The sequence below is a fragment of the Polyangium mundeleinium genome (assembly GCF_028369105.1).
GTDB classification, from domain to species: domain Bacteria; phylum Myxococcota_A; class Polyangia; order Polyangiales; family Polyangiaceae; genus Polyangium; species Polyangium mundeleinium.
Genome location: NZ_JAQNDO010000001.1, coordinates 1338945 through 1352330, shown reverse-complemented (window position 1 = coordinate 1352330; position 13386 = coordinate 1338945). Strand labels below are relative to the sequence as shown.

The window sequence follows — 13386 nt, the reverse complement described above, 5'->3', positions numbered from 1 at the left end:
GCGGGAACGATTTCGTCTCACCCGTGAGCCGTTTTCGCGCGCCGATCCACTTGCTGCTCGATGAGGCTCCCTTCCCTCTTCGTTCGCGCTGCTCTCGTGATGCTCGCCTGTGCCTGCGGAGGTGGAGGCCAAGGCAACGCAGGATCCTCGGACGGGGCCGGAGGGAGCGGCGGCACGACGGGCTCCGGCACGACGGGCTCCGGCCCACAGACCCCGGAGCCGAGCACGCCGACGCGCGGCGGGACCATGACGTTCACCAACGTCGGCGCGCCCGGATGGTGGCCCCGTCGAATCGACCGCGAGGCCGGCGATCCAGCGTGCACCTACAAGGACGGGACAGACACCTGGGGAGGGCACTGCTGCATGAAAGAGCAGCACACGACGAGCGACACGCTCGCGCCCTTCGACGAGGAGATGACCTTGATCCTGAAGGCCATCCGCCTCAAGCAGCTCGCGGTCTACCAGCCGGGCGAAGACCCGTCGTCGTGGCCTTTGGTCTCCTCGTGGGACGCGCAGAGCGGCCACGGCAAGAACCTCGTCGTCACCGAGGGGCAGACGACGTCTGCCGACTTCACGGGCGACTTCACGAAAAAGGATTGCGTCAATTACTTCATGCAAGAGACGCCGTTCTCGTGTGGAGACGGGAAGGATTATTATTGCCCGAACGATCCGGGCATCAACCACCTCGGCTGGAAGGGCTCGAAGCTCATCGTCTTTCTCGCGTCGATGACGTTCGACGACGCGGGCGTGCAGAAATGCGACGGCGGCGGGCAAGGTCACCCGGGCCCGTGGGTCGCGTTCGTGGCTTCCGAGCTCATCCGCGACGGCGGCCGCAAGTGGAACGGGCTCTGCAATTGCTACTCGAAGACGGGCACGGTCGGCGACGGCTGCGGCGAGATCAACGTCTTCGAGGTGGTGATGGACAACAATCAATACAGCAACCGCGAGTTCATGAGCACCGGCGTCCGCTCGTTCCAGGCCGGCCACGTCGGCGGCAACGTCTGCGGGGAGGGCTGCGATCGCGACGCCTTCGCCGACGACGTCGAGGTCGTCGATGCCTGCGCGAAAAAGGCCTACACGACGGGACCCGAGATCGCGGTCGGCGGCGCTTCGGACGGTTGCCCCGTGTGGCGCCGGCCCATCGGCGATCGCTACTTCATGATCCTGCTCGACGAGAAGCAGCGACAAATCCAGGTCGCGGTGATCCACCCCGACAAGGTCCCTGCCGCGGCCGCGGAGATGCTCCCGTCGCTGCCCGGCGGCCTTTCCCGCACGACCATCGACGCGCTGCTCTCGATGCGCTTGCCCGAGTGATTGATCCCATGCTTCACGACACACGAATTCGATGGTTGGCGGGTGCGGCGATGGCGGCGCTCGTCTCGGCTTCCTGCGGCTCGAGCGAGCCGCTTCCGGGCCCGGGCGGCGGCAGCGGGCCGCCGATCCAGCATGCCACCGGCTGCAAGCGCGGCGTCGCCTACGGTTACCATTCGAAGGCGGACATGGCGGCGCTCTCGCCAGCGGTATCGTGGTGGTACAACTGGGCGCACGTGCCGGACGAGGGCGTGAAGCCCGACGTGTACAAGATGCTCGGCGTCGAATACGTTCCCATGGTGTGGGGCGGCGGCGGCCTCGACAGCATGCGCGCCGCGCAAATCGCCGGAGAGATCCCCGACGGCGTGAACTTCTTGCTCGGCTTCAACGAGCCGAACTTCGGCGAGCAGGCCAATATGTCGGCGGCCCAGGCCGCGGCGCTCTGGCCCCACGTGGAGGCGGTCGCCGACGCGCGCGGCCTCGCGCTGGTGTCGCCCGCCGTGAACTTCTGCGGAGGATCGTGCCAGGAGACGGATCCCTTCAAGTACCTCGACGACTTCTTCGCCGCCTGCGAGGGGTGCCGCGTCGATTACATCGGCATCCACATCTACACGGCCTGCCAGGGCGACGGGACCAACAAGGCCCGGTGGCTCATCAACCACATCGAGACCTACAAGACGAGGTTCGACAAGCCGCTCTGGCTGACCGAGTTCGCGTGCGACAACGCAGGCTCGCTCGCCGAGCAAAAAGACTTCATGGTCGACGCGCTCGAGTACCTGGAGGACGAGCCGCGCATCGCGCGGTACGCGTGGTTCTCCGGTCGGCCCGACAACGTGGCGAACGCGAGCCTGCTGGGGGACGACGGCGTATTGACGGAGCTCGGCCAAGCGTACGTGGCCGCGCCCCAGAAGCCCTGCGAGTGACAAGACCGCTTGATTGGACTGGAGGGTGCTCTCGATGAAAAGCGCAATCATGATAGGAATTGGCCTTCTCTCCAGCGTCCTCGCCGGCTGCGGGGGCGATGGCGCGAACTCGGACGGCGACACCGGAGGGCCCTGGGTCGACAACGGTCCTGACAACCGCCCCGAGGACGCCTGCCTCGCGGAAGGTGTCGACAACTCCACTCCATTCTCCAAGACGTACCGGGTCAAGCACATCGGGGACACGACCTTCCAGGGGACTCCCTACGAGATCGTCGCCTCGATGCCGTGGACCTACACCCTTCAGGCGGTCCAATGCGAGAAGGCGTTCCCGATGGTGGAGACCGAGACCCACTACATCGTGGATAGCAACTTCGAGCTCCCGTACATCAAGGGAGTCATGGACGACGTCGCCTGGACGCCCGGCGAGAAGAACAAGGGCTGGTCGATTGGATCGAACGACGACCCCGGCGAGCTCGTCCAGAAGAATGGAGGGATGCGTCCCTTCATTTATCACGTGAACGGCGGCTACGAGTACGGATACTCCATCTACAACAAGGATCCGCTCCCCGGCGATCCGATCAACTTTACGGGCTTCCGGCCGACGTGGGTCGTGCACCCCGACGGCGACGGCTACGAGATGTTTTTCCTCAACCCGGCGGCGCCCGACTCGCAGGGGTTCGAGTGGCCTCGACACGGCGCGAACTGGCAGCTCAACTTCGGACTCTACGTCGATCCCACGGGCCACGTCTACGTGCCCAAGCCGGAGAAGGCCAAGCTCGCCAGCCACGACGAAGGCTGGGACGATTACCACGGCTGCGTGACCATCAACAAAGCCAACGCGCCCATCCCGACGACACGGACCCAGTTCCCCGGCAACGAGTCGTATTACGCGTCCGAGACCTTCCTGCCCGGCTACGCCGCGCCCGGGGCTCCTGGACACAAGTACTGGGGTCAAAAGGGCCGGCCCATGGAGGAGGTCGCCATTTGGGAGGACGACGGCGCTCCCGGCCTCAACTCGCCCGGCAACTACCACAAGCCTTATTCGGGCGGGTGCGACAAGGCTGGCTACAACTTCGCCCACGCCGAGGGCTTCACGTGGCCTGAACTGCGCGCGGCGCGGACGCAGATGGGCGACATCCCGACGAAGGATCAGCTCTACAAGATCACGCTCTACCGGTATCTCGGCAAGGACAAGACGACCGAGCTCCTCGGCACGCTCTCGTACGAGCAGCAGGAAAATGGCGAGTGGATTCCCACCGGATCGGGCCCCGAGTGCCATTCGCTCAACGACAAGAACGGCCGGTGGATCATCAACGGCCCCGTCTTCCAGGACCGCGGGGATCACGTTTTCGCGATTCTCGAGGATCTTTGAGCCTGGATTCCTCCATGAGGTTTTCTTTGCGTCGACTCTTCGGGCTGGCTCTCCTCGTCCTCTCGGGCGTGATCACGGTCGGGGCGTGTGGCTCGAGCAATGGCGGCGGCGGCGGTGGCTCCGGCCAGGCCGGAGGCGGCCCGCCGCTCGGCGATCCGGACACGGGGAACTGGCTCGATCTCGGCAACACGCACGCGCCGCCGCACGAGCCGGCGGTCCCGACGAACACGGGCGTCGTCACCCGCGGCGGGACGTTGACGTTCCTCAACATCGGAGCGGAGGGCTATTGGGGGCGTCGCATCGAAGCCGAGCCCGGGGACCCCCGCTGCGACGTGCAGTCGGAGACCATCGACTTCGGCTGGGGCAGCGAGTTCTGCTGCCGGACCAAACACGAGGTCACGTCCAACCTGCTGACCCCGTTCAACGAGCAGCTGACGATGGTGCTCGACGGGCCGCTCCGCGTGAAACAGTTTGCCGTCTATCAGCCGCTCGCCGATCGAGGAGGCCCGTGGGCGATCCGTTCGTTCTGGGACCGGCGGACGCCGGACACGCCGTACAATTTCCACTTCTCCGGGCCGAACGACGCATCGATCTTCGACGGAGACCTGGGCAACAGCTGCACGTTCTTCGCGATGCAGCAGCGCAAGTTCCCGTGCGGGCCCGGCAGCGATCCGTACTGTCCGGGGTCGGGTCTCGACTACGATGGATGGCCCGGCTCGAAGCTCGTCGTCCTGCTGGCGTCGATGCCCTACGCCGATGATCCTTCGCTGAAGCCTTTGAGCTGCATCGCGGCGGACCAAGACGAGCGAGAGCAAGATTCGCCCTGGATCGGCATCTCCCCCTCCGAGCTGAATCGCGACGGCTGGTCCGGATACCACCCGTGCCATTGTTTCAACAACACGAACAACGGCCAGCTCGGCGACGGTTGCGGCCAGATAAACGTGTTCGAGGTCATCGCCGAGGCGTCCGGGCCTCAGTGGGGCAACCGCGACGTCATCAGCACGGGCATTCGCTCGTACCAGGTGGGATCGCTCGGTGGTGTGACGTGCGGCATTCAGTCGTGCGGGATCGAGCAATTTCCTGCCGACGCCGATCTCCTGGACGTGAACAGCCTGACCGCGATGAATGCAGGCGCGGTCATCGACGCGGATCACCCTGCGACGAAGGAAGGCCCGGCGTGGCGGCGCGCCCTGGATGATCGCTACTACCTGTTCCTGCTCGACGAACTCTCGCGCACGGTGCAAGTGGCCGTGATTCATCCGGGCAAGATCCCGCAAGCCGCGCAGGCGATCGTCCCCGCGCTCCCCAACGCGGTTCCGCGAACCGTGATCGACGAATTCGCGAGCCTCCGCCTACCCCAGTAGACGATGGAATCCGCCACACACGGCCAGTGAACGCGGAAAAATCGCGCGCCGGGTGAGCCGTTTTGTGCGGTCGAGCTACTTAGCTCGTGGACCCACCATGGCCGAGCCCGTCACGAGACTGGACCCGCGGCGGAGCGACGCGGCGCTCGTCACGGCTGCGCTCGAAGGGGACGAGCCGGCGAAAGAGGCGCTGTTTCGCCGGTATGTGGGGATGGTGAGCGGGCTCTCGTTCCGACTGCTCGGGCGCGACGAGGAGCTCGAGGACATCGTGCAGGAGAGCTTCGCCCAGGCTTTCGGCGCGCTCCACAAGCTCGAGCGGCCCCAGGCGTTCGCGGCGTGGCTCTCGTCGATCGTGACCCGTGTCACAATCGCGACCATCCGACGCCGGCGGCTGCTGGCGCGCCTGGGGCTCCTGCGCGGCGAGCCGGTGCACCTGGAGACGCTCATCGCGTCGACGGCGCCCCCGGACGTTGCCGCCGAGCTCGTGGCGGTCTACGGCCTCATCGCCAAGCTGCCCGTGAGGGAACGCGTCGTGCTGATCCTGCGTCGGGTCGAGGAGCTCTCGCTGGAGGAGATTGTCGTGCAGACCGGGTGGTCGCTCGCCACCGTCAAGCGCGCGCTGGTCCGCGCGGAGGGCCTGCTCGACGTTTCGCGTTCGCGCGGGGAGGAGGGGCGATGAGATCGGTGTCGCGTCGCCGCATCGCGGACTTCGTGAGCCCGGCGCTGAGTGAGGCGCGCATCGCGCGGATGTGGTCGGCCATCGCGGACGCCGAGCGAGCGCGGCTCCGGGGATCGGAGAGCCCGCGTTCCGCGGTGCGCCGCGCGATGCGCTGGCGGGCAGCCCCGATCCTGGCCGCTGCGCTCGTGGCCGTGGCGCTCTTCCTTGGTGTGTGGCGAAGGCCGCCGTCGAGCCCCGTGATGACGGGGCTCGTGATCGACACGGGGGCGGCGGTTCAGGAGGTGTCGCTGCCCGACGGGAGCATCTTGAGCCTGGCCGCGGCGACGCGCCTGCACGTGCTCTCCGCGACCGCCCACGAGGTCCGCCTGCGCCTCGAGCGCGGCAGCGTGATCTGCGACATCGTGCACCGCGAGGAGCGCCGCTTCGTCGTCGCCGCGGGAGACGTCGAGGTGGAGGATCGAGGCACGCGCTTCGCGGTCGACGTGCGCCCGGAAGCGGATCGAGAGGTGGTCGAAGTGCGCGTCGAGCGCGGCGCGGTCGAGGTGCGCGACGCGGCGCAATCGGTCCTCGCGACGCTCAAGCCGGGGCAGGATTGGAAGAGCGGCGGCCCCGAGCCGCTCACGATGGGGCCGCCGCTCGCCCCGCGGGGCAGTGGCGAGCCGGCGGCGCCGAGCGCGTCGGCCTCGGCGCCGAGCGCGCCGGCCAGCACGGCGGCGCCTTCGGTGTCCGCTCGATCGGCGCGCGCGCTCTCGCCCGAGGCGCTTTTCGATCGCGCGACCGCGGCGCGGCTCGCCGGACGCCACGCGGACGCGGCCGCCGACTTCGAGCGGTTCTACCGGCGCTTCCCCGACGATCCGCGCGCCGGGCTCGCCGCGTACGAGCTCGGGCGAATCCGCCTCGGATCGCTGCGCGATCCGCAGGGCGCGGCCGCGGCGTTCGAAGCCGTCCTCGAGCGTCCGAGCGATCCGTTTCGCGAGGACGCGGAGGCGGCCCGCATCGAGGCTTTGGCGAACCTCGGCGACCGGGAGGCTTGCACGCGCGCGCGCGACGCGTTCCGTGCGCGCTACCCGCGGAGCCTGCATGCCGGGCGCGTGGCAAGGCTCTGCGGAGGCCCATGAGGACAGGACTTCGTTCCCGCATCGCCGGCGCTTTGCTGCTCGCGTTCGGCGCGCTCTCGGCCCGCGCCGAGGCCGCGCCCCCGCAGGCCGGGAGTGGTCGCGCGGTGGTCGAGCTGGTGCTGGAGGTCGAGCCTCCGGATCGCATCATCGGCACGGCCCTGGAGCGGCATCTCCGCGCCGAGCTCGGCGCGCGCGATATCGACGTCGTCGTCGTCCCGAGCGCGGCCCCGGGTCCCCCGGCCTCCGGTGCGCGCCCCATCGCTCGGATCACCCTTCACGTCGAGCACCAGGCGAGTGGTGCTTTCCTCGCGACCATCCGGGTCGGCGATCTGATCATGGACAAGCGCGTCGAGCGCACCATCGATCTGGGACGAATCCCCGCGAACGGCCGGCCTCTCGCCGTCGCGGCGTCGACCGACGAGCTGCTCCGCGCGAGCTGGATGGAGCTGACGATCGCCGACGCGCCGGCGCCGGTCGTCACGCCGCCGCCGCCCGTCCTGCGCGCGATCGCGGCCCCGGCTCTCCCCACGCGCGCGCGGCCGCCGCTCGTCGAGATCGGCGTCGTCGGGACCGCGGTCGACTTCTTCGGCCACCGCGTGGGGTTCGGAGGCGCGGCGTGGGTCGGCGCCTGGTGTCTGTCGCGCTTCCTCGTGGAGCTTCGTTTCGCCGCCGATTTCGGCCTCCCGCGCGCATCCCTGCACGGCTCGGCGCGCGCGGACACCCTTGGCCCGGGCCTCGGGTTGGCCTTCGCGTTCCTGCCTCCCGACGCGCCGTTCGGCGTGCGGCTCGAGGCGAACGCGGACGCGGTGCGCGTCCACCTCGTCGGATCGGCCTCGGGCTCCGCGACGGCGAGCGACGGATCACGCTGGACCGGTCTCGCCGGCACGACGGTCCGCGGCTGGGCGCGGACCGGCCCGATCGCCTGGACCCTCGGCGTCGGCGCGGTCGTCGCGCTGCACACGGTCGCGGCCACCGACGACGGCGCCGCGGTGACCGCGATCCAGGGCGTCGGGGGCAAAATCGAAGCGGGGCTCTCCTTCACCCTTCGCTGACGAGCCGTTTCCGGCGCTCGATCCACTTACCCCTCGATGCACCACCCTCCGCGTCTCCTCGCTCGCGTGTCCATCGGCCTCGCGGCGGCCCTCACCGCCTGCGGCTCGAGCAGCGTCGAGGTGCTGCACACGGGCACGGGGGGCTCCGGCGCGGATGCCTCGAGTTCGAGCGGCGAAACCGCGTCTGGCGGCGCATCGTCGTCGTCGAGCACGGGCGGCGCTGCCCCGGCCGCGTGCAAGCGCGGAATCGCGTACGGCTACCACTCCGTGGCCGACCTCACCGCGCTCTCGAAGGGGATCGGCTGGTGGTACAACTGGGCGGCGAAACCGGACAACACCGACGTCGCTGCCGCCTACGCCGGGCTTGGCGTGGAGTACGTGCCCATGGCGTGGGGTGAGGCATCCCTCTCGGGGCTTTCCGCGGAGGTCCCGCCCGACGCGCGTTATCTCCTCGGCTTCAACGAGCCCAATTTCGGCTCGCAGGCGAACCTCACACCGACGCAGGCGGCCGCGCTCTGGCCTCAGATCGAGGACTTCGCGAAGCAGCACGACCTCGCGATCGTGTCGCCCGCTGTCAACTTCTGCGGGGGCACCTGCAACGTGGCGGACCCATTCGAGTGGCTCGACCAGTTCTTCGCCGCCTGCCCGGCCTGCAAAATTGACTACATCGCTATGCACTGGTACGCGTGCGACGGTAGTGCGCTCACCTGGTACCTCCAGCAATTCGAGAGCAAGTACACGCAAAAGCTCTGGCTGACGGAGTTCTCGTGCCTCGATGGGAGCGACACCTCCGAGCCCGCGCAGCAAGCCTACATGAAGGCCGCGCTCGCGATCCTCGAGGCCAATCCCAGGGTCGTACGTTATGCCTGGTTCACCGGGCGGAGCGACTTCACGCCAAGCATCGATCTGCTGGGCGCCGACGGCGAGCTCACCCCGCTCGGCGAGACGTACGTGAACTACCCTGCGAGCTGCAAGCCGTGATCGGATGAGCCGTTTCGCTTCTTCGCCAAGTCTTTCGAGATCCCGAGCTCCTCGGCGACCTCCTTGTGCGACTTGCCCTCGATGCCAACGCGCATGCGTACCTGGGAAAAGCTCGGCAGGCATCTCCTCCATGGCCTTCACGGCCTTCCGCTGCACGTCGCGCAAGTGTGCGAGGCGCTCGGGGGAGGTGGTCGGCGCGGGCGTGGATTTCCGCTTTGCCGTCCTCCGGCCCCGAGATCGGCTTGCACTGGCGGACGTTGTACGGCTGGGCCAAGGGCGCGGCGCCGCCGAAATTGCCGGCTGCCGGGTTTTCGCCTGTTGGATTGCTCAGAAGAATCGGCTGCTCGTCGGCGAGAAGTCGGAGCGTCGCGGCAGAGTCGAGCACGACGCATCGCCGAAGCCGCCACAGAAGGGCCACGGACCGAAGGCGCAGCCGTCGTTGCTGATTGTGGAGCTCGTGCACGGGCTCGACGAGGCCGATAAGGTCTGCAGCTCGTGCGGCGGCGCGCTTGAGGCGTGGGAAGGGCAATTCGAGGAATCGGAGGAGGTCGACGTCGTCCCGCGACGCTTCGAGTTCAAGAAGCACAAGCGGCAGAAATATCGGTGCCGTTGCGACGGCCGTCAAGCAAGACGAGGCTGGGCGTGGAGATACGGTTGAAGTACATTGACCGTGTCCAGAGGTCATTCCAGCCAATTGCTACGGTTTTGGGGTCCGTCTGGCACGAGACGGTGGACAAGCACCTGCTGGGCGCTGGGCCAGAGGGGATGCGCGAGTTCTTTCGCGGAGGGCTCGAAGCTGCGACGAAGGCAAATGCACCGCCGGTATTGTTCGATGAGGGGGAAGACCTCGGGCAGAGGATCGACCTCGGCGTACGCAAGTTCGGCGTCTTCGTTGAGCGCGTACCACGGCCGAAGAGGGTACTCGGGGTCAGTGTCTCGGGATCCGCTGCCCGCCCCCGGAGGGTATCAGCCATACGGAGAGATCCCCCTACTACGCTTCACCGCAGAGGATGTGAAGAATCCACCGCACTCCTCCTTCCGGCGACACGTCTGGCATATCTCGACGTACACATTCTTCCAATCCGAGATGCTCTTCCGGGCGAACCGGTGCAGCGTCGGATCGAGCACGCAGAGCTGATGGTTATAGATCGAGGTCGCCATCCCCGCACGTTCCAAAGTCAAGACGGCTTCCCGTAGTGGCCCTTGGTAATCGAGCGGATCGATCCACAGCGCCTCGAGATTGGTCTTCGCGAACCCCACGTGCTCGAGGCCCATGAGCGCGACGTGATCCAAAAAGGTTAAGTTCCTCGCGACGAAGCGCGCGAACTCCGCCATCCTCTCGACCGTCTCCCGGTGGATTACGAACCGAAGCTCGACGCGGACGCGCCGCCGCTTCAGGTTCAAGATTCCTCGCACCGTTTGGTCGAAGGCTCCTTCGGCCTGGACGACGTAGTCGTGTTCCTCGGCCAAATCCGAGTAGAGCGGAATGCCGATCATCAGGTCAGGGTGCCTCACATCACCGACAGCGCGCGCAAAACTGGCGTCGGCGAACCTTCGACCATTCGAGAGGACATGCACACTCGTGCGGGGGAGGTGCTCCCGGAGCAGCACGAGGAGCCGTACGAGACGCTCGCCGAGGAGAGCAGGCTCGCCGCCCGTGACACCGATCTCCGAGGCTTCGGGCGAAATCAAGGGGATGGCCCGCTCGATATCGTCCACGAGCCACCCATCGTCGTGGTCCTTGGGCGGCTGGGAACACATCACGCAGAAGTTGTCGCAGCGCTCGGTCACGAGGAACGTGTTCGACCGGGAGTTCGCTCGGTAGAGGGCCGAGACCGTACCCCGCACGGGGTCGATCCGCACGACATCCCCCTCCCGCAGGTAATCGTGGTCGACGCCGAGGTGATACGTGTCCTTTCGGTCTGAGGGTCGTGGCTGGCGCAAGAGGTATCCTCGGAACCCCGGCGGGAGCTCGGACGCCTCCTCGGACAGAAGCAACAGATCGCTCGATCGATACGCCTCCGGGAGCGCGGGATTCTCCGAGATTCGCGCGACGAACGGCCTGCGCGAGGTTTCCGACAATGCTCGTAGACCACGCGCGGAGAGCTTCACCAGCATGGACTCATACCCACCGGAGAAGGATGTCTCGCGCCTCGGCGTCGGTCTCAAGGAGCCCGATCACGTGCCGCAGGACGCCCATCTGCTTCGTGCAGAATGCGCTGAACGCCTTGTGCCCGACGGCGTCGCCCTGCGTGGCCCTGTGAAACACGGGATCGGCGCCGCAGTAAGGCAGGAAGGGACAGTCGGCGCACATGGGCATGCCCTCGAGGATGGTCTCGCCGAGCGGCACGAGGAGCGCTTCGGACGTCAAGAGATCCTCGTAGCTGTGCTCATCCAGGTGCCCCAATCGGAAGGTCTGGTCCCCCATCTCGGCCAGCATGCGGCCCTCGTCCGAGGCGTACACGGCACCGTCGTAATTGTAGACGAGCGCCCCGATCCCGATTCCTGCGGGGGATTGGAGATCGACGTATCCCGAGCTGAGAGGCGAGAACATCTTCTGGAGCAGGATGGTCGTGAACTCCTCGCGCAAAAAGTAGCCCCCGGCATTGATCCGGAGGATGTGCGAGAGCCCGCGCTTGTAGAAGTCGAGCCAGTCTTCGACGCCGTACCGTTTGACCAGGCTCCGCGCCGCGAATCCGTACGGGCTGAGGCTCCGCAAGAAGATGCCGTGGAACCCGAGGTGAACGTACTCGTCGATGATCTTCTCGACGCGCGACAAACTCCTCGGCGTCGTCGTCATGAGCGCCGATATCCGGTCCGGCCCGAGCGCCTCGCGGACCCTGTGAATCCCTTCGACCGTTTTCCGATGGCTGCCACCGCCGCGCGTCGGCCGCTGGCCGTCGTGGAGATCGGCGGGACCGTCCAGCGAGGTCGACAGGTACACGCCGTGCTCCTTGCAAAATGACAATACGTCATCGGACAGACGTGAAAGATTGGACGTGATGACGAACTGGAGGTCGCGCCGGTGGTCCTCGTTTTGCTTTCGCGCGCGCTCCACGATGTGGCGGACGAGCGGGAAGTTGAGGAGCGGCTCGCCTCCCTGAAACTCGATCTTGATGTGCTCGTTTGGGCTTCGGAAGACGAGATCGAGCGCCTTGTCGGCGTGCTCGACCGTCATGTCGAATGCGGTACTGTCCTCCGATTGTCTAGAGACCTGGCAATACTGGCAGGAATGATCACACCGCAACGTGACGACGAAGATGTGGAGCCCCGTAAACGCAGCAACGCGTTCTGCTCGGCTCCTGTATTTCAACGCCAGCAAGTCGAAGGCGACGGACGAATCGTTTTCGTACAGGAAATGGCGCGACTTCAGCGCCTTGTAAACGCTCGTGTTCGGATCGAGCCTCCGCTCGAGGAACGCGACGAGCTCGTCACGCGCGAGGCGGACGTACTCGCCGACGTCGTTCGTTACGATGTACGCATGCTCGTCGAGGCGACCGAAGCGCAGGGGCAGCAGGCGATATCCCGCCGACGGCGCGTAGGCACTCCTCGGATGGAAGACCGCCCGCACCATGTCACCCGCGGGGAGGGAGGCTCGTGCGCGAGAAGGCGTGAGCGAGGATCAGCGCGCGGAGCGAGGCTGTTTGTTCTCCAACTTTCTCACGGAGCTCCTGGTCGAGGAGCTCCTGGAAGAAGAGCCTCGCCGTCTCGAGGGCCTCGCGCTCGCCGGTCGTGGGCGCGAAGGTGAGCGTCACGACGAGCGAGTGCTCCCGGACCTCACCGATGATGGCGGTGCACTTCGCGGCCAGCCTGTAGGCGGTCTTCTGTACGGCCGAGAGGCGGTAGGCGCGGACATCGACGGTGACGCCGATGCATCCGTCCCGAAACACGAAGGGAGCGTCCGCACCGGGATCTTCGGCCCTCATCCGCCTACCACTGGACCACGATCATGCCGGTCTGCCCCTCGGACACGTCGATGCTCGTGTTCGTGTCGCCGACGAACTTGTTCTCCACGCGGACCTCGTGTCGTCCGGGCGTGAGCGTCAGCGTCGCCGTGGAGTCGGTTCCCACGAGCTTCCCGTCCACGAAGATCCGGCCCCCGGGATAGGCCACGAGCGACACGGTGGCCGGCTTGGGGGGAGGAGGCGGCGGGGCCGGCGCTTCTTCGCTGTCGGAACCTCGGGAGCCCGAGCCATAGCCCCCGGAGTAGTGGCTGCGGTGCGACGCGTGCGAGCGATGTGAGCTGTGCGACCGGTGCGCGAGGTACATCGGCTGCTCGATGCTCGGGGCCGTGAGCAGCAGTGAGTCGTCCTCGCCGTCGTCGTCGGGCTTCCGTGGGGACTGGGCGAGCGCGCTCGGGACGAGCGCGTCGGAAGGCAACGCTCCCTGCACGACGGCCATGATGGCTGTTCCCAGCGCGACGAGAGGAGGACGCGGGTTGCCCACGTCGCATTCTCGTCCGGATCCTCCGTGTGCGTCAAGGCGACCTGTTTGTCCGACCCGAGGAGGGCTCTTTGGCGCACTTTTTCCGCTCCGCGGGGATGTCTGGAAGCTCTACACGGCCCGTCGGGACGAAGGTACGCTCG

The 13386-nt window shown here is 67.0% G+C and carries 13 protein-coding genes; 9 read left to right on the top strand and 4 right to left on the bottom strand.

What is annotated here, in order from left to right; genetic code table 11:
* The first annotated feature begins 60 nt into the window (after nucleotides 1-60).
* The 9 genes from POL67_RS05640 (at nucleotide 61) to POL67_RS05600 (ending at nucleotide 9458) form a co-directional block, all read left to right on the top strand.
* Nucleotides 61-1314, top strand: a complete 1254-nt coding sequence (locus POL67_RS05640; protein ID WP_271916025.1) for a DUF2403 domain-containing lipoprotein — start codon at nucleotides 61-63, stop codon at nucleotides 1312-1314.
* 8 nt (nucleotides 1315-1322) lie between these two features.
* Nucleotides 1323-2234: a glycoside hydrolase family protein gene (locus POL67_RS05635; protein ID WP_271916024.1), complete on the top strand. Its 912-nt coding sequence runs from the start codon at nucleotides 1323-1325 to the stop codon at nucleotides 2232-2234.
* 34 nt (nucleotides 2235-2268) lie between these two features.
* Nucleotides 2269-3606: a hypothetical protein gene (locus POL67_RS05630; protein ID WP_271916023.1), complete on the top strand. Its 1338-nt coding sequence runs from the start codon at nucleotides 2269-2271 to the stop codon at nucleotides 3604-3606.
* 14 nt (nucleotides 3607-3620) lie between these two features.
* Nucleotides 3621-4970 carry a DUF2403 domain-containing lipoprotein gene (locus tag POL67_RS05625; protein ID WP_308789509.1) on the top strand — a complete coding sequence of 450 codons (1350 nt, stop codon included), beginning with the start codon at nucleotides 3621-3623 and terminating at the stop codon, nucleotides 4968-4970.
* Between the two features lie 97 nt (nucleotides 4971-5067).
* On the top strand, nucleotides 5068-5649 hold the full coding sequence (locus POL67_RS05620) for an RNA polymerase sigma factor (protein ID WP_271916022.1): 582 nt from the start codon (nucleotides 5068-5070) through the stop codon (nucleotides 5647-5649).
* A complete protein-coding gene (locus POL67_RS05615) occupies nucleotides 5646-6767 on the top strand; it encodes a FecR domain-containing protein (protein ID WP_271916021.1) in 1122 nt (373 codons plus the stop codon). The genes POL67_RS05620 and POL67_RS05615 overlap by 4 nt, the downstream gene beginning before the upstream one ends.
* Nucleotides 6764-7819, top strand: a complete 1056-nt coding sequence (locus tag POL67_RS05610; RefSeq protein ID WP_271916020.1) for a hypothetical protein — start codon at nucleotides 6764-6766, stop codon at nucleotides 7817-7819. Before POL67_RS05615 ends, POL67_RS05610 begins: the two co-directional genes overlap by 4 nt.
* A 66-nt stretch (nucleotides 7820-7885) precedes the next feature.
* Nucleotides 7886-8800, top strand: coding sequence for a glycoside hydrolase family protein (locus POL67_RS05605; RefSeq protein WP_271916019.1), 915 nt, complete (start codon nucleotides 7886-7888; stop codon nucleotides 8798-8800).
* Nucleotides 8801-8930: 130 nt separating this feature from the next.
* On the top strand, nucleotides 8931-9458 hold the full coding sequence (locus tag POL67_RS05600) for an IS66 family transposase zinc-finger binding domain-containing protein (protein ID WP_271916017.1): 528 nt from the start codon (nucleotides 8931-8933) through the stop codon (nucleotides 9456-9458).
* 308 nt (nucleotides 9459-9766) lie between these two features.
* Here POL67_RS05600 and hxsC read toward each other — a convergent pair whose 3' ends face one another.
* Genes hxsC through POL67_RS05580 form a run of 4 tightly spaced genes read right to left on the bottom strand, consistent with a single transcriptional unit; the run spans nucleotide 9767 to nucleotide 13246 of the window.
* Entirely contained in the window at nucleotides 9767-10918 is a 1152-nt protein-coding gene (gene hxsC / locus POL67_RS05595; protein ID WP_271916016.1) for a His-Xaa-Ser system radical SAM maturase HxsC, read from the bottom strand.
* 4 nt (nucleotides 10919-10922) lie between these two features.
* Entirely contained in the window at nucleotides 10923-12374 is a 1452-nt protein-coding gene (gene hxsB / locus POL67_RS05590) for a His-Xaa-Ser system radical SAM maturase HxsB (RefSeq protein WP_271916015.1), read from the bottom strand.
* A gap of 1 nt (nucleotide 12375) precedes the next feature.
* Entirely contained in the window at nucleotides 12376-12690 is a 315-nt protein-coding gene (gene hxsD, locus POL67_RS05585) for a His-Xaa-Ser system protein HxsD (RefSeq protein ID WP_271916014.1), read from the bottom strand.
* Between the two features lie 40 nt (nucleotides 12691-12730).
* Nucleotides 12731-13246 carry a PEGA domain-containing protein gene (locus POL67_RS05580; RefSeq protein WP_271916013.1) on the bottom strand — a complete coding sequence of 172 codons (516 nt, stop codon included), beginning with the start codon at nucleotides 13244-13246 and terminating at the stop codon, nucleotides 12731-12733.
* Nucleotides 13247-13386: the final 140 nt, after the last annotated feature.

Excerpts from the sequence above, each read along its gene's own strand:
- POL67_RS05640 (WP_271916025.1), top strand. The coding sequence starts at position 61 with ATGAGGCTCCCTTCCCTCTTCGTTCGCGCTGCTCTCGTGATGCTCGCC.
- POL67_RS05635 (WP_271916024.1), top strand. The coding sequence starts at position 1,323 with ATGCTTCACGACACACGAATTCGATGGTTGGCGGGTGCGGCGATGGCG.
- POL67_RS05630 (WP_271916023.1), top strand. The coding sequence starts at position 2,269 with ATGAAAAGCGCAATCATGATAGGAATTGGCCTTCTCTCCAGCGTCCTC.
- POL67_RS05625 (WP_308789509.1), top strand. The coding sequence starts at position 3,621 with ATGAGGTTTTCTTTGCGTCGACTCTTCGGGCTGGCTCTCCTCGTCCTC.
- POL67_RS05620 (WP_271916022.1), top strand. The coding sequence starts at position 5,068 with ATGGCCGAGCCCGTCACGAGACTGGACCCGCGGCGGAGCGACGCGGCG.
- POL67_RS05615 (WP_271916021.1), top strand. The coding sequence starts at position 5,646 with ATGAGATCGGTGTCGCGTCGCCGCATCGCGGACTTCGTGAGCCCGGCG.
- POL67_RS05610 (WP_271916020.1), top strand. The coding sequence starts at position 6,764 with ATGAGGACAGGACTTCGTTCCCGCATCGCCGGCGCTTTGCTGCTCGCG.
- POL67_RS05600 (WP_271916017.1), top strand. The coding sequence starts at position 8,931 with ATGGCCTTCACGGCCTTCCGCTGCACGTCGCGCAAGTGTGCGAGGCGC.
- hxsC (WP_271916016.1), bottom strand. The coding sequence starts at position 10,918 with ATGCTGGTGAAGCTCTCCGCGCGTGGTCTACGAGCATTGTCGGAAACC.
- hxsB (WP_271916015.1), bottom strand. The coding sequence starts at position 12,374 with ATGGTGCGGGCGGTCTTCCATCCGAGGAGTGCCTACGCGCCGTCGGCG.